Origin of the sequence: Paenimyroides viscosum (assembly GCF_003858535.1) — a bacterium.
In the GTDB taxonomy this organism is placed as follows: Bacteria; Bacteroidota; Bacteroidia; order Flavobacteriales; family Flavobacteriaceae; genus Flavobacterium; species Flavobacterium viscosum.
Genome location: NZ_RQTJ01000016.1, coordinates 247 through 17,448, shown reverse-complemented (window position 1 = coordinate 17,448; position 17,202 = coordinate 247). Strand labels below are relative to the sequence as shown.

Below are 17,202 nucleotides of genomic sequence, written 5' to 3'. Positions count from 1 at the left end.
AATTTGCTTAAAGCTTAGATCGGTTAAAACCAAATAATTCGGCACGACTATCGGGTTTCCCAATAATTAAATTGCCAATAACTTGCGCTGCAATCATACTAAAGGTTATACCGTTTCCGCCGTATCCTAAAGCAAAATACATGTTTGGTTTGTTGGGATACGTACCAATATACGGCAAGCCATCTGCTGTAGAACTAAACGTTCCTGCCCAAGACATATCGGTGACAAAAGGAATTTCGGGAAACATTTTTTTGAATTTTTTTTCTAAAACCGCTGCTTTATCTGTTAAAGCTTGATCTCTTTTCAACGGATTATTGTACTCTTCATCTTCACCGCCTACAATAATGCGGTTATCGTTGGTGGTACGCATATACAAATATGGAGTTTTGGTTTCCCAAATTAAAGCACGGTTTTTCCAGAGATATTTTTTATCAACCGGATGCGAAACAATGGCGAAAGTAGAAAGCAAATCCATTACTTTTTTAGGCAGAAACTCACCTGCTTCGTAACCTGCGGCAATTACCACATTTTCGCAAATAATTTTATTGCCGTTTTCGGTTACCAACTCGTAACCCGATTTTGTTTCTTTATAATTGGAAACTAATGTATGTGAGTATAATTCTAATTGATTTTTCTTTAAATAATGATCTAAAATGTAAGTTGCGCCTTTGTAACAATCTAATTGCGCAGAGGTCTTGTTATACAAACCCGCTAAAGCATCAATCCCTAACTGGGTTTTAATTTGTTCTTTGGTAAGATGTTTCACAGGTAAACCAGCATCTTTTCTAGCTTTGAATTCTTTTTCTAAAAGATTTTTTCCTGTTTTATTTGATGCTAAAAGATACGTTGGAACTCGCTCAAAATCTGGATCTTTTTCAATAGCTTTAAATACATTTTCCACATCGGTTATGGATTGTAAACAACATTTATAAGCGTCGATTGCCTTTTTTTCTCCCACTTTTTCGATCAAATCTACCAAAGGAACATCAATTTCATACTGTAACTGTGCGGTTGATGCTGCGGTGCTGCCTGTGCCAATTGTTCTTTTATCAATTAAAATGCATTTTACACCTAAACTACATAAAGTATGTGCTACTAATGCACCGGTAATGCCGGAACCTATTATTACAGTGTGGGTTTTTATATTTTTTTTTAACGGATTGTAATAATTGTACAAAGGATTTAATACAATCCAAAAGGGCATACCAGAATGTAGATCCATAAATAATATTTTAGTTAGATAAATCTACCTAAAAATTATGTGAAAACAACGTGAGTGACGCTCTTTTACAAAATATATTTTTCCTTGTGCCTGATAGTCTTTCAGAACTTTTTCTAATTTCTGTTCTAATTTAGTATTTACTTGTTTTTTATGATTAAAACGGATGTAAGAAATATCTACGGCACCACCAAAACAATGTGAACTATCGTTAGAAGATGCGTTAGAATTTACACGGCGTAAACGTTTTTGATCGGCTTCGGTTCTGGTTAACGATGTTACCACAAAGAAATTTTGCCCCGCTGTTTTTACAAAATCGCGCGCAATGGCATTTAAAACGGTGCGTCCTTTTGGCACCAAATATGCATGGCTATGTGTTAACTTATCAACCCGATAGCCGTATCCGCGTTGTTTTATAGATACTAGTTTTCCTTGTTTTACTAATTTATTTAAATGCGTTTTATCTTTAACCAATCCCACATTATGGCTCATGGCGGCATTTAAATGAGTGGTATATTCTTTAGATGGTTTTGTTTGTGCAAAAAACGTAAAGGGTATTAATAATAATACTAAGGCAAAAATAATACGGGTCATTAAATTTTCTTTTAGCACAAAAATAGTATTATTAATACGTAACGACAAAATTAAGCGCTAGGTAATCTGGAAAAAATCTAACTAATGACTTTGTATTGAAAAACAGTAAGTAGAAACTGTTTTCGTCTATCGGTTGGTAAGTTTTCTATTGATTTTAGCACAATGTTTCTACAACTAATTGCTAAATCGGTATGAAAAATCAGTAAATAATACAGGTTAAAATGAATTTCGTTAATTGACAAACTTGATAAATACTTGAACAAAAACTCTTCGATAATGTCGTTTTTATCTTCGCCATTATCAATTTCCATATTGTATCCTAAAAATTTAAAAATGGTATTTACATGAAAAACATATTCGTCGATTACATTTTCGCTAAAGGCAATTTCTTTTTCGTAGGCAAACAAATCGCTTAACTGTAGGTTTTTTATGGTGTGATGCTCTTCTTTAAAATCTACAATACTTACAAATACATTAGAAACTTGGTATTTTAATTTAATGGCATCGCCCGGATTTACAGGTTCGATATATTCACCATTATATTTAATCTTCTTTTGAGAATTATTTTCCAGTTTAAACTTCTTTAAACTATCGATCAAATAAATAAAATAAGGCTCTAATGACTGGCGAATGTTTATTTTAACCTGCAGTTGTAAAATTTCGCTTTGTCTTTTATTAAATTCATACTGAATATAAAATGCCATAAAGGTAAAAATTACACCGCATGTTCCAATAATTGGTGCTGTGGTTCCGCCAATAGCATCGCCTAATTCATTTTTTCCAGTTAAATCTATAATCCAACTTTTATGCGTAAACAAATAAGCTAAAAACGGCACCATAACCACCATGATAAGTGCCATAACCAAACCCATAAAAACCACACTTTTTTTCATTCTTAAATTTTTGTTTTAAAGATAACTATATTTCCTTCTAAATTTATTTGCTTGTTATTACCAAACATAAATTTTAAGATCAATCTATATACTTTCTTCAACTAACTCACTTGTGACAGGATTTTGTTTAAATGTTTGATTTTGAACACTAAAAGCACTTTTGTTTTTATTCAACTGCTCTAAATAGGCAAACATTTGCTTTAATTCTAAAACATAGTCCGCTTCTGGTTCCCAAAGATCGGGTTGTTGCGTTTTTCCATATTCTGCAATTAACATGGCATCTTTTTTATCCGTTTTGGCTCTACTCATTCGCATTTGTGAAAACCTTCTGATTACTAGTGGGTTTATAACACTTACGGCAATTCCTCTATCACTCAGAAAAGTAGCTAACTTCAGATAATAAACACCACTGGCTTCCATTACACAAATATCTTCTGATGTGTTTAAAAGTGTTAAAAACAAATTAAACCCTTCTTCGTTATTACTGAATTTATAATACCTATACTTGCTATCTTGATTATAAATAGCTACATCAAAAGTTAATTTTGAAATATCAATTCCAACATAATGATTACTTTTTTTCATACATTTGATTTTAGACAAATTAAAGTAAACGGAAGAAATCTGCTTTAGACTTATCAATCCTAAATACGGTCTTTATGACCAATGACAAAATTTAGCTTTTATCTTTCTCTTTCTTCTGTTGAAATAAATTTATTAAATATTCAAAGAACTTCCTCTTGCAAACATAGGATGACAAAAAATGAATGTTATAAATATAATAAAAAAGGTGTTAAAAGCCTACGCTTTCAACACCTTTTAATTGTTAATGGTTATTTTTTAATTAATTTTTGCTGTGCAATGTTTACACCATCTGCTTGCAGGGTTACTATATAGATAAACACTTTTTGTTGCGCACACGTCCTTGATGGTTGAACATCACGCCTGTTACCCACACCACCGGACCTCACTTCACATTAAAAATTTTGATTTCAAAAAAACAGCTTTTATATCAATTTATAAAAAGATTAAGACGAAAGTTTTTATCCTTATGAATCAAAAACACTAAAAAACCTCAGTGCATTATCCTTTTATATGTAATAAACTGAAAAACAACAGTTGTTTTTTTTTACCGCATAGATTCTGTATTTATCGTAGAACAAATTTCAGGTTACATCGTTTTTGTTGTCTGTAAGCTGTTAATAAATCCGTAAATAACTATGTTTTCTGTTGTGGTTTAAAAAATATATAAATTCTGTGCATTAGTGAATGTTTTATAATGTGCTACGGGTTTAAAATACTATTTACAGATCAAGTTATATGTTTAAAGATTGTATTGCACCATCAAGAATAGTGGTCTGCACAATCATATACCCTTCAAAAAATGAAAAATAATTAGGATTCCCTAAGTAATATTTCGTTATCCCTAACTTTTAGTCATTTGAATTTCAGAATTTTACAAAACAAACCCAAATCATTGTATCATGTGTAAAATTCCATCCCCTTCCAGACCAGTCGAACGATGCTTCTGCACTATGTTGCTTAAGACTAAAATTGAGTGCATAAATAATTCCGTTACGACACCTTTCAATTTCTATAAGACACTATTAAATGCTCCTTATTTTTAATATTCACCATACTAAATAAATTATTATGAAAGACTCTATACAAACCTCACACAAAAGCAAAAAGCACGAGAATGCGTATGCCGTTTATCAAAAGAAAGATTCCGTATTATACATCACCTTTAAAAAACAGACGGTACTTACCCATGACGCGGCTGAGAAGATAGTAAAAGACCGAATGAATTTCCAAGCATACGCAAGGTACAGCGTTGTATGTGATGTTAGCGGACTTACAGCCATAACCTACGACGCTCGTGAATACCTCTCCACCGACGGATCCAATATGCTAACCGCCGTAGCATTAGTTAGTAACAACCCTACAATCTATGCCATGGGTCGCTGTTATCTTTTTTACAACCGTCCAACAGTACCCACCCGAATTTTCAAAAATCAGCAAGAAGCAGAAAAATACATCAACCAAATAACAAAGACGCCATGATACATATTGAAATTAAAAAAAAGCGCTGGGACAACCTTATGCAGAGTTTACTGGAATTAGGTTACGGACGTGTAGATCAGCAATTGGAGATCACCGGGAACAATGATGAATTTGAAACTATAGAAGTTCTTTTCAACATGATGTGCGAAGAACTGAAACACCGCCTGCTGCATCTTTCCTTTACCAAACCTGCAGCATTCCAACGGTATTTAAACCATTTCATCATTATTACAGATAAGAACTTCAAGATCAAAAATATGTGCGAACATTTTGTTACTAAGTATCAATTGGACGTGAACCAACTTAAAGACAGCCCTTTTTTAGACCTGATTGAAAAAGAGACCGCTAACCAAATCACAGCAGCACACAGTTCGACAAATGAAGAATCTGAGAAGGTACACCGACTGACCCTTTTTAACGATACCTTTTCATTAAGTATAAAAAAAATGGAGGCCGACATACTCATACTTAACCTGTACCAACTACACATGGATATTAAAGATATCCAAGTTCCTTATGAAAAAAGAACCAGACAGAAAGCAAAGCTTACGCAACGAAAGCGCAACGAAGATCTGTTAGAGCAATTTAAAGAAGACCTTTCCAAATATCCCTTAAGTAAAAAACTGGATCTGGATGAACTATACCAAAAGTACCCTACCAACAAAAGCATGCTGAAAAAATTATTTAAACAGCAGTACCAGTGTGGAGCTTACGAATTCCATCTGTCGTTACGGATGAACTATGCGTACGACCAGATCGCGCACACCGAAGTCCCGTTTAAAGAGATCGCACTGGATGTAGGTTACGCCAACTATCAGGCCTTTGTAAAATACTTTAAAAAGTATTACAATATTCTGCCAACAGACCTGCGCAATAACGGACAACGTTTAAAAAAGTCTGAAGCAGAAGAAGGTTAAATCATTCATTTTAAATTAAAAAAACATCCAAACAGACACCATATCTATTTTACAAGATACTTTTTAATCTATTGAATTACAGAATTTTACCATACACCAAACAACAAAGATTATGCGTAATATTCTATCAATCAGTAAACAGACAGTTATCTACTTCTTCATTATACTATTTGTATACGCAGCAGTAAGCAAGTTGGCCGATTTTGAAAACTTCCAAGTTCAGGTGGCACAGTCGCCTTTACTTAGTGCTTTTGCAACTTTTATTGCGTATGCCACCGTTATCGGTGAACTGGTTATAGCCCTGATGCTCTGCTTTACCAAAAGCAGACTGTTGGGGCTATATCTTTTTCTGGGAATGATGAGTGCCTTTACCGTATATATTTACCTGATATTAAACTACAGTCCGTTCGTTCCCTGTTCATGTGGTGGGGTTTTAGAGAAAATGGGGTGGCGGGAACATTTGTGGTTTAATGGGGTTGTTTGTTTAGGTACGGTTTTCATAATAATGACGGAGAATGAAACCATTTCTTCTTCTTTTGTGACCAAAAGAAGCAAAAGTCTTTTTTCTTTAATCTTGCCGCGGTCTTAAATCGGTTAAATAGCGTTTTACAAGCTACCTAATCGCGGTTCGACAGGCTCACCGACCAACCGATTAGTTTTCGCTTGTTTCAACGATTTAACGTTCGATTTAATCCCAATGGCGCTCTGATTCAGGTTCCTTATATATTCCGTTTTGTTTGAAAGATATTACCTGAAAGATCTTAATGGTATTCATGAATCTTCAATTTCGCTTCGCCTCAAATGCAAACAATAGTGCAGCATTCATGAGAACAAAAACAAATATAAACGCTCGAATAAACAAGCATTTTGTTTTTAACGTATAAAAACCATCGGCGCTTAACGCTTTTTTTATAATGTCAGTTTTTCAGATTGTAGTTTAATTTAAAATTCGGTTTTGCTTGAAGAGATAAAAAGAGAATTGGGGATGGATTATAATAAAGCACATTTACGATAGAACTTATAACCTAAAAACTATAACCATAAACTATAAAATCATGAAGAAAAAAATATTTTATATCGTATTAACCATGATCATCAGCAGTGCGGTGGTGGTTGCATTGTTTGTGAGTTCGGAGCATATCATGAAAAGAGAAAATCCGTTTACAAGAAGATTCCTACCGCATCCGTTAAGTCCATTAAAAAGAATTGAATTACCCTATAATTCCTACTATATTGCAGGCGTATTTGAAGATAAAATATATTTAGGAAATACCACAGCTCCCCTACATGGGTTAGTTATTAACTTCAAACCAGAAATCATTGATACTCTAACTCTAAATTTCAGTAATTTTCATGATTATTCCTTCTCCTCAATTAAATGGGATCTTGTAAAAGACACACTTCTTTTAAATGACCATACTGTTAGTACCTTTCTAAAAAGTACTGTTAGCGACCCAAACCTACAGCTATGGCAGAAAACAGACACAATAGCCTACTCCCAAGCAATTCCATTTTCAAGTAACAAGTACCTACTGCGTACCTATAACAATAAAAGAAATAATGTAAACCTGAGTATTCTAAATTTTGACAGAGGGTTAATGAAAATGGAAGGTATACTTGATGAGGAGAACCAACCAAGAGATTTGTTTTCAAATGACGGAATCTTACTATACAATCATGAATTAAAAAAGACAATTTACGTATTCTACTATAAAAATAAAAGTTTTGTTTTTGATAACAACTTACAAAACAAACAAATAATCCGAACAATAGACACTATTTCAAAGCCTAATTTCGATGTAATTTATCTTGCAAAAACGCAACAGTTAAAGATGTCTGAAAACAGTATAATGGTAAACAAGTTAGCCGCTACTTCCGGAAAATATCTTTATATCGCCAGTGACCGTCTTGGACGAAATGAAAATAAAGCCATGTACCGTCAAGCCACAATCATTGATGTTTATAACCTTTTAACAGGCACTTATGAAAGTAGCTTTTACTTTTATCATTATAAAAACAAACCAATTAAACAACTCTACATTACAAACAGATACGCTGTAGGTGTTGGAAGTAATTTTCTGGCAATAGGGCATTTTAGAGATTCAATTTTCGATTAAAATATTATTGCGCAATAATCAGGACTAAGCCGAAAACCTGTAAAAACGAGTAGGCATCAACAAAAATTTAATTAAATGAAAAATTTCAAACAAAGTCTGATACCATTGGGAGTAATGGTATTGGGCGCAGTGGCAGCTTTCGCTTCGCAGAGCGGTCCAGAGAGTAAATTTGTACCTGAGTACGGATACGCTACAATTAATCCCAGTATGCCTTGTGCTGAAAGGGTTGAATGTGACGACACAGGCAGTGTTTTATGTACCGTTCTTATAGGAACGAATTCACATACTGCCTACGGCAAGGAAAATCCTAATGATTCTTGGTGTAAAAAAGAACTATTTGTCAAACAAGTTAATTAAATTAAGAAAGAGGCTATTGAGCCTCTTTCACTTTTTAAGATATTACTAAATTATTTTAATTTGTCCTCAAAAAAAACAATAATTCGTTCTGTGAGATCTTTTTTATTCTCCGATTTAGTTAAAAAATGACGTTCATCTTTGTAAATCAAAAGTTCGGCCTCCTTTTTCTGCCTCCATAAACCCAAATACATTTTTATACTGTGTTCCTTTCTAATCCTATAATCATTTTCGCCTGTCCAAAGAAGCATAGGTGTTTCAATATTACCAACATATTGTAATGGATTCATTAAATTGAATTTGTCATTAAAAAAAGGAGCCTGCGTTTTAAACTGTACATTCTCTACTGTAAACATTCCTAAACTCCCTTTATCCTTGTCGGCAAAATACAGATCGTAAAGATCTGATACACCCGCACCCGCAACAGCTGCTTTAAATCGATGTGTCTGTCCTACCAAATACATCACTTCATAACCACCAAAAGAATGACCTATCATACCGAGTTTTTCTTTATTTATACTTGGAACTTTTTCAATAATATGATCTAAAATTTCGTTAGTATCCTTCAATAAAAATTTCGTCACTTCGTTTTCAGCGTAACGCATATCCATATAAAGAACAAACAAACCTTTTTGTGACAGCAATGTACTATTGAATCCATCTAAATTGTTATAAGTAGGCGACCTGTAAAACATACCGTAAGGTGACGTTTTTTCATAATAATATACAATCAAAGGATACTGCTTATCAGGCTGCCAAAAAGCTGGGTAAATTAAGGTAGCATTGGTATTTACTCCGTCGCTCAATGATATGTTGAATAGTTCTGACTTCCCCCATTCGTACTTTTTGTAGTGTTCGTTGGTTTGTTTTAATCTTGTTTCAGCTGTCGACTTTCCGGTGACCACAAATTGTGGAGGGATTAAATGGTTCTCCCTCTTTATAAGATACCTTCCTTGTTTTAGCGGAACCACCCCGAGTATCCTAAAAGGTTCCGCGGGCAAAAGCTCTTTCAGATCATGGTGTTCGTTCATAAAAAAAAGAGCCGTTTCATGTGTCTTATTGTTCCTTGCCTTTATTAGCAGTTGTTCCGTATTTACTATGTGGGTGCTAAAAAATGTATCACGAAACTGATTGTCTTTCAGACTTGTGTCTCCGGAAAATCTGTACGATACGTTTTTAGGTTCGCCATCTGTACATTTTACTACGGAGTTACCATCCAAATCTAACTTCCATATATCAAATGCGTCATAAACCAACATAGTTTTGGTATCGGCAGAAAAGCCTAAGATCCCGTAGTGGTCTGTATCGGACAGATAACTTTTTGCACGATCACTAAAGTGCCATTGTAAATTTTCTGTAAGACATTTCTTTTCATCAGTTATTAAATGATAGGACCACCAATGTCCATTTTTGTAATAAGTGACATATGGTTTATTTTGATGTATAAGAAAGTTCTTATTGAGTTTTACAATTTCCTTTTCAATAAGAATGGGTTCCTTACCATTTTTTAGTAAGTAAAAATCTGCCCTGTCCATACCTTTGAAGTCTCGGGGGTCATAGTTTCGGGTTGAATATCCGATAAAATACCCCTCTATTGAAGAAACCAAGACATCTGTCATGTCTTCTCGGTTTAAAGTTGTAAGACTATCTGTCTCAAAATTCCAATAATTATACAGATATAAAGAAGGCTTGGGTCTACTGGTTAAAGAATTACGTATTTCCACTCCACTACCAACTTCGGGTTCGTCTACTTTGACTTCATTATTTTTAGAATAGAAATACAGATGCCTTTTTATGCCATCCAAAAAGCACCAACTTCCCGAACTGTAAAACCCGGGGGGTCGGGTTGACATCTTTTTTACCTTCCAGCCGTTATCATCATAAGCAACCTGAATATCGGTTTTTCCCGAATTCATCACATATGTTCCCATTAGGCTTTTAGAATCTTCACTTAACCTAATATCCTCAAGTAAAGGATTTAGACCTTTTAATGGGGTTTTTGTATTTGATTTAAAATCCCAGATATACCATCGTACTTCGCTTTCTTGGTTTTTTTTCAACAATGCCCATGTTTTCTGATTATGTACGGCGACAATTACTTCGTCTTTAAAAAATGTCTGTTTTAATGTGTAGGGATTCATCAGTGCAACGGATTCCTTATACTGTAAAAGCAGCTGGCCTTTGTCAGACAACCAGTAATACGAAAGGATCTTAGGCAGTACAGACACTTTACCCGATTTTAAGTTTTTAAGCAAGCCTTCCTTTTCTTTCTGTATAAAAAGGAAGCGGCTGTCGTCCGAAAAATCGAACTGTTCAACTTCTTCTATACGCTCTTCCTTATTTTTATCCAAATCATCGAGGTAAATGACCGAAGCATTATCCGACCTAACATGAGCAAGCCACTTTCCGTCTCCTGAAGCTTTAACCTGCCTGATTTCATACCATAAGTCATAATGTTCGGGACGTATACTGTCTTTCATCTGGGCTTTTGCGTGCAGTGCTACCAAAAAGAAGCATGCGATGGCAACTATAGTTTTAATAACCTTCATTTTGCGGTAATAAATTAGGGTTCAACAATAATTCTGCCTGCGGTATGGGTAAAAGATCATAATGCTTGTGCCATATAGGCTTGTTTTTAATCATTTCAGCAGACAGTTTTCCCGTACGCTTCAAATCAAAAAAACGAAAACCAAGTTCACAGAAAAACTCAAAGCGCCTCTCTTCCAATAAAGAATCTTCCCAGTTTTCGGGAATGGCAGTGTAAGGAGACATACCGTATCTCATTCTTAATAAATTCCAATCTGCAAGCGCAAGATCCATCCTGCCGGTATTCAGGTAAGCTTCCATTCTGTTGTAGTAGGCTTCCTCTAAACGAAAGACAACCGAGTATTCTTTAGACGAGGCAGTATTCTGTCTTTCCTTATACTTAAATGCGTGAAAAAAGGTATTTGTCTGATTGTCTTCCACTGATTTAATCCAATGTTCCTTACGCAGATCTGACGGGTCAAAAGCATTTACCAGCTGTTCGGTAAGGGAAATACTTGGAGGTGGCGCCGTATTAAAGATAAAGTATCGTCCTTCATGCGTATTATTACCTTCAACTGGTGTTTTAAGATGCCATACCGTACCTGTACTCTCCTTTAAGAATACCTTATCCAGATCTTCTTCCAGCTTATACTTCCCGTTTAAAATAAGCTGATCGCTGTATTCTATCACCTGCTCCCAATTTTTCAGACACAGATGAACGCGGCCTAGTAAGGCTGCAGTAACATCATTATTTATCTTTGTACGGCCTGCCCCTACCGGCTGTGCTTCCAGCAGAACAGCCGCCGACTGTAAATCTGCAACAACATTCTGATACACGGCAGCCTGCGGTGTTCTTTTCACCGTACTGTTTACCTTATGATCTGTTGTTATTATGTAAGGTATGTCACCAAAAAGCTGCGCCATATAAAAATAGACCATGCTGCGCACTACCAACGCTTCGCCTTTGATTCGTTGTTTAGTTTCATCGGGAACGTTATCCGACTTATCTAATCCTTCCACTATTTTATTAGTGTTATACACCAATGTATAGGAATTGTTCCAAATTTGTGAAAGTATATTATTAGCAGGCGAGACGGTATTTGTGTAAAAACTCTGGTCTGTTCCATTGTTAATTCTCCAATTCTGCAGTTCGTCCGTATAAAGTCCCATAAGTGCACCCATACCCGTTCCTGTCCCAGTAACAAGAACCTGATCTCTTAAGCCTATATAGGTTTCCTGTAATGCTGCTTCAGCCGTTTGAGCGTCGTTAAACACCTGGCTTCCGGTTATCTGCGTATCAGGCACATCGGCCTCAATAAAATCTTCACAGCCCGCTATAATAAACAGTATCACCAATACCATTATCTTAAAATTACCTATCGTTTTCATGATTTTCTTTTTTTTAGGTTAGTATGAAAATGTCGCACCTAAGCTCCACACTTTTAGCGGAGGTACCGAAACATTGCTCTGACTCTCGGGATCAAGTCCCCTGTATTTTGTTATTGTAAGTACATTCTGTCCTGAAATATAGATGTTCCCCTTTAGCCCTGAAGCTTTAAAAGCAGGAAGACTGTAGTTCAATACTATATTTTTAAGGCGTATAAACGACGCGTCTGAATACGCAGCCTGACTCTGCATATAAAGGTTGTAATTTTGAAAAGCCTGGGCATCAACTCCTGTAGAAGGTTTTTGGATCGGACTTTGGTCATAACCTTGAGGCTGATTAATCATCATTCCCGGCATTCCCCATCCCATCTGATAGTTTGGTGCTGTTTGCTTTACTGCCTGAAAAAGGACGCTTAACGACCAGTTCTTATACGATATATCCTGACCAAAACCTGCAAAATACTTAGGTGCCGTCTGTACAATCAGCTGCATATCTTCATTAGCCGTAATTTTACCATCACCGTTAAAATCTTTAAAGGTATACATACCCGTTTCTTCATCAACACCTGTGAATTCATAAGCATATTTCATTGATGTGGGATAATTTACTGCGTAGGTGTACTTATAGGTAGATTCCTTTAATCCGGGAAAATCAATCAGCTTATTTTCATTAAAGCTAATGTTTCCAAACACACTCCAATTCCAGTTGGTTGTTGTTAAAAGTTTCGCATTCATTTCAAATTCCCATCCACTGTTTCGCACAGTTGCAGGAAGATTTGCCTGAATACTGTTAAACCCTGTTGTTCCCGGCAGGGGAATTCCAACCAATTGGTCAGAAGATTTATTTTGATAATATGCAGCCGATGCATTAAACCTGTTACGGAAAAGTGCAAATTCCAAAGCAACTTCTTTTTTTATATTTGTTTCCCAGCTAAAATCGGGATTATAAAGCCTCAACGGTCTAAGTCCGCCTACCTCGTATATTCCTCCCGAATAACCGTATGTATCCATGTATTGATAATCACCTATACGGTCGTTACCAGCAGAACCATAACTCGCCCGCAGCTTACCAAAGCTCAGCCATGAACTTTCTTCAAACAATTTTTCGCGACTGAAGAGCCATGCACCGGCAACCGCTCCAAAATTCGCCCAACGCCTGTTAGGTCCAAAACGACTGGATCCGTCGCGTCGCGCTGTGAGGTTGACAATATACTTGTCATTGTACTGATAATTCAGACGTGAAAACAATGCCTGATATGCATATTTGTTATTTAAACTACTAACAATCTGAAGTGTTTTAGCTGCCGCAAGGTTGGTGATCTGGCTATTGGAACTAAAATCAGATGCCCGCCAGACATACTGTTTTTTTTCATGTTTTAAGAAAGTACTCCCTGCCAATACGCTTATCTTATGTTTTTTCCATGTTTTATCAAAATGAAGCTGTGGTTCGATATTCCAATTATTACCGGAACTGCTGTTACGCATACTATTGGAATATGTACTTGTAAGCCCCCATGACGGATCATGTATGGTATGAGGTGAAAGCCTTTGCTCTTCGCCTACCATTTCGTTATAGCCCGCCTGTAATTTAAATACTAGCCCTTTAGTAATACTACCATCAATATTCCATGCAGTAAGCCATTGCGTACTTTTAGACCTGTACGTTTCATTTATCCATCGAAGCGGATTATCCCACGTACTCTTTTCCCAATTCAGATTACCTTCGTCATCATAAAGAGAAGGCGCATTTGGAGCCAGTGTAAGAGCATCACGAGTGAGATCGGTTCCCAGAAGGCTGTTATTGCTTTCCCCCCTAACAAACTGCGTCTGTATCTTCCATTTTTCACCAGGTGTTGTGTGCGCAAACTGCGCCAGTAAATTGTTTCTTTTATTGCCATACTCACCTGGAAATACCGTACCGTCTTTTGCAATGCTTCCCATAATCATGAACTGGCTGTTTTTGCTACCACCCCTTACATTTGCCGAAACCTGTTGGGTTACTGCTTTACCACCGATCAGTTCTTTCTGCCAATCGGTGTATCGTTCCGGGTCCCAGTTACCATTTACATCATGCGCCGCAGCGGGATATTCGGTAATTCCGTCATTGGCATAAGCACGTTTCCGCAATTCCAGATAATCTGCCGTTTCAAGCATTTTCATAAATTTAGGAACCACACCAATTGCAGTATGGCTTTGCAATGTAAAAACAGTTGCTTGTTCCACTCCTTTCTTTGTTGTAATCAGCACAACCCCATTAGCACCGCGCGAACCATAGATCGCCGTAGCATCGGCATCTTTCAGCACCTCGATGCTTTCAATATTATTTGGATTAATAAGTTGTAACGGATTGTTTTCGGTTGATTTCAAACTTCCTGCAGAAAGGTAAGAATGACTTGTACTCTCACTCAGGTACGGCACACCATCAACGATATACAGGGGCGCATTTCCCTCGGTTCGTAAACTGTTGCGCCCCCTGATCTGTATATCGAAGCCGCCGCCGGGGGTACCGCTGCTCTGCGTAATGTTCACCCCTGCCATACGTCCCTGCATTGCGGCCAGCGGGTTGGCAACTGGTTGTTGGCCAATTTCCTTTGCGGTGATCTTTGAAATGCTTCCCGTACGTTCTTTGTCTTTCACGCTGTAATAACCTGCGTTTATGACTACCTCATCTAGCAGGTCATCGTCGGTCTGCAAGGTTACGTTAAGTACAGGGCCTGCCGGTTTAACCGTTTGCGTTTTGTAACCAAGGTATTCAAAGGTTACGGGAAGACTGTTGCTGACTTGAAGTGTGTAGTATCCTGTTTCACTGGTCTGGGTACCATTATCAGTGTCTTTCTGCCACACGGTTACGCCTTCCATCGGGGTACCGTCGGCACTTTTTACCACGCCGCTCAAAACGGTTGTTTGTTGCGCGTGTAGTTTGTTGCTGTTAAAAAAAAGTAATAAGAGCAACACCCACATAAGGGGTACAGCAAGTGCTGCAAAAGTAAATTTTTTCATACTTTTGTGGTGTTAGTTAGTAATTAATTGACTTGATCCCTTCTGCGAAGCGCCAACTTGTGTTAGAGGGGATTTTTTTTGGATTTTATCCGATTTTGTTTTGGTATTTTATCATGTTTCTGTTTTTACAGTTAAACATTCGGTTTTATTATTTCTATTGTTCATTTTTGTCTTGACACAAAAACGAACCAAAAAGGTCAAGACTCTATTTTTTAGACGGTCAAAATATGTTTCATTTCCTAAAAGAAATAAACTCGAACTCCGTTCTCAAACAGCATTTCTTTTCACGGAAACTTCAACATTTTCGACACTCGTCGAAAAACTAATGTCAGTTCTTAGATTCTCGTGATTAGACCAGCAAACTCTCTATCAAAATCCAATAGTTAATGCGCGATGTCATGCTGCACTTCCGCTAAAGCGAGACAAGCAATCAGCATCTCATCCAGTTTTTTACCTATCGATTTTCACTTTCAGCTTCGGAATTTAATAAAGCCAAAGCTTAAATGGGGCTTTTCCATATAGCCCAAAAAAAAGCTTTGGGTTTATGGTCTTGTTCTGGTTTTTTCAGAGCTTCGGCACATAACTTTTTCCGATTTTAACTACTAAATAAACTAACAAACTTTAAATTAATATTCAATTATGATGGTTTGGATGTGGTTATGTGCTTGGCTCTGACCTTAGCAAACTACTTTTTTGTATTATGATTTGTTTTTAGTTGTAAGGTTTTATCTTTTTTATTTTTTGTTGTTATCTTGAACGGTATGAAATGGAGTGAAAGATCTCTTTCGGTTTTCAACCACCATTGTTTGTAAATCACCCGTTCCGTTTTTCTGTACTTTTTAGAGACAAAAAGTACCAAAAGTCTTTTGTTGCGGCGATCTTTTAATCGGTCGATTCTCAATTCTAAAGCTACCTAATCGAAAAGTATTCATTCTTTGCTATTTTATAATAATGTATTCATGAACCTTCGGTTTCGCTATACTCCCCGATTAGTTTACGCTTTATTCATTGGTTCGACGCTCGATCAAAACCTCATACCGCTTAGTTTATACTCCTATTCTATTTTCAATCAAAATCCTATTGTTGAACATTTGGGATTTTAAAGCGACATTAATTTTTCAGCGAGTGTCAACTCTTTGAAGAAACAATCGTTCACGGCTTCCAAAATATACAATAACAAACTAGACGTAAAAGGCATAGATCAAATACGACCGAAGGGAGCGAAATCGCAGATTCATGAATACCATATCATTAAATAAGCGATAATGAATAATATTTGATTGCCTTTTTGAAAAGTTTGTTGACCGTTGAAAAAATAGAGTCTTGATTTTTTGTAACTTTATCTCTACTTTATTATTTTCAAATTAATGAATCGATGAATCTTCGATTTGTATCAAGACAAAAGTTAGGTAAAGAGTTTTAAAAACTAATTTTCTTCAATTTGTGAATCTGGTTTCAATGAACTCAATCTCAAAGAACAAATTGTATTTAATCTTGTAAAAAAGCATTTTTGCAAACGGTGTTTTTGCCATTTGTTTTTAATTTGTTATCTTTAACTGTTTTTGACTCCCAAAAACGGTGATTTTTCCTTTTTTGAATTTTCGGTATTTTTGAACTAAAATAAAATTTTTAGAATAATTTTCTGTTTTTATACGTTTTTCCAGAAAATGTGTTTCATGCACTATCTATGCCTTTACTATGCTTTATCTACTTAGTATCCTCCTACCTGCGTATTTAGAAAATCTTTCGGTTTGTGATTTTGTCAAAATGCTTGAAAATTGATCTCTTTTTCTAGTCTATTTTTACTCAAAATCCGGATTTTGAATTATTCTGGATTTAGGAGTTAGATTATTTTTTCAATTGCAAATCTGGTTACAATAAACATATCATTATCTTCTTTTTAATCTAAAATCCAATAGATCCACTGTCACGGTCATGCTGCACCTGATGCAGCATCGCATCCTATTTTCCGTTTAGATTGTCATCTTGAACGGAGTGAAAGATCTCTTTCGTTTTTCGATCTCCATTGTTCGTGATTGATGCATTTCGGTTTCTTTGTACTTTTATGTCCTCTTAATATTTTACAGCTTGGAAGCCATGAACCTTTTAGGTTTCATGCCCGAAAAGTACCA

The 17,202-nt window shown here is 36.1% G+C and carries 11 protein-coding genes and 1 pseudogene; 5 read left to right on the top strand and 7 right to left on the bottom strand.

Features of this window, described 5'->3' with window-relative positions; genetic code table 11:
- Positions 1-7: 7 nt before the first annotated feature.
- From EG242_RS08705 to EG242_RS08690, 4 genes are all read right to left on the bottom strand, one after another.
- Positions 8-1,222: an NAD(P)/FAD-dependent oxidoreductase gene (locus EG242_RS08705; protein WP_124899507.1), complete on the bottom strand. Its 1,215-nt coding sequence runs from the start codon at positions 1,220-1,222 to the stop codon at positions 8-10.
- 24 nt (positions 1,223-1,246) lie between these two features.
- Positions 1,247-1,813, bottom strand: coding sequence for a DUF5715 family protein (locus tag EG242_RS08700; protein WP_124899506.1), 567 nt, complete (start codon positions 1,811-1,813; stop codon positions 1,247-1,249).
- 77 nt (positions 1,814-1,890) lie between these two features.
- Positions 1,891-2,706 carry a hypothetical protein gene (locus EG242_RS08695; protein WP_124899505.1) on the bottom strand — a complete coding sequence of 272 codons (816 nt, stop codon included), beginning with the start codon at positions 2,704-2,706 and terminating at the stop codon, positions 1,891-1,893.
- 84 nt (positions 2,707-2,790) lie between these two features.
- Positions 2,791-3,291: an IS110 family transposase gene (locus tag EG242_RS08690; RefSeq protein WP_124899504.1), complete on the bottom strand. Its 501-nt coding sequence runs from the start codon at positions 3,289-3,291 to the stop codon at positions 2,791-2,793.
- A 1,068-nt stretch (positions 3,292-4,359) separates the two neighbouring features.
- On the opposite strand from EG242_RS08690, the gene EG242_RS08685 reads away from it, so the two are divergent.
- The 5 genes and pseudogenes from EG242_RS08685 (at position 4,360) to EG242_RS08665 (ending at position 8,161) form a co-directional block, all read left to right on the top strand.
- Positions 4,360-4,770, top strand: a complete 411-nt coding sequence (locus EG242_RS08685; RefSeq protein WP_124899503.1) for a DUF7793 family protein — start codon at positions 4,360-4,362, stop codon at positions 4,768-4,770.
- Entirely contained in the window at positions 4,767-5,687 is a 921-nt protein-coding gene (locus EG242_RS08680; RefSeq protein WP_124899502.1) for a helix-turn-helix domain-containing protein, read from the top strand. The genes EG242_RS08685 and EG242_RS08680 overlap by 4 nt, the downstream gene beginning before the upstream one ends.
- A 112-nt stretch (positions 5,688-5,799) precedes the next feature.
- Positions 5,800-6,174: pseudogene (locus EG242_RS08675) on the top strand (MauE/DoxX family redox-associated membrane protein); the annotation flags it as partial.
- A gap of 568 nt (positions 6,175-6,742) precedes the next feature.
- Positions 6,743-7,804 (top strand): hypothetical protein, encoded by a 1,062-nt coding sequence (locus EG242_RS08670; protein WP_124899501.1) that lies wholly within the window; start codon positions 6,743-6,745, stop codon positions 7,802-7,804.
- A 75-nt stretch (positions 7,805-7,879) separates the two neighbouring features.
- Positions 7,880-8,161, top strand: coding sequence for a DUF6520 family protein (locus EG242_RS08665; RefSeq protein WP_124899500.1), 282 nt, complete (start codon positions 7,880-7,882; stop codon positions 8,159-8,161).
- Positions 8,162-8,211: 50 nt separating this feature from the next.
- Here EG242_RS08665 and EG242_RS08660 read toward each other — a convergent pair whose 3' ends face one another.
- Genes EG242_RS08660 through EG242_RS08650 form a run of 3 tightly spaced genes read right to left on the bottom strand, consistent with a single transcriptional unit; the run spans position 8,212 to position 15,031 of the window.
- Positions 8,212-10,707 carry an alpha/beta hydrolase family protein gene (locus EG242_RS08660; protein WP_124899499.1) on the bottom strand — a complete coding sequence of 832 codons (2,496 nt, stop codon included), beginning with the start codon at positions 10,705-10,707 and terminating at the stop codon, positions 8,212-8,214.
- Complete coding sequence (locus EG242_RS08655; protein ID WP_124899498.1) at positions 10,694-12,073, bottom strand: RagB/SusD family nutrient uptake outer membrane protein; 1,380 nt, start codon at positions 12,071-12,073, stop codon at positions 10,694-10,696. The genes EG242_RS08660 and EG242_RS08655 overlap by 14 nt, the downstream gene beginning before the upstream one ends.
- A gap of 18 nt (positions 12,074-12,091) precedes the next feature.
- Complete coding sequence (locus tag EG242_RS08650) at positions 12,092-15,031, bottom strand: SusC/RagA family TonB-linked outer membrane protein (protein WP_262673722.1); 2,940 nt, start codon at positions 15,029-15,031, stop codon at positions 12,092-12,094.
- Positions 15,032-17,202 lie beyond the last annotated feature (2,171 nt).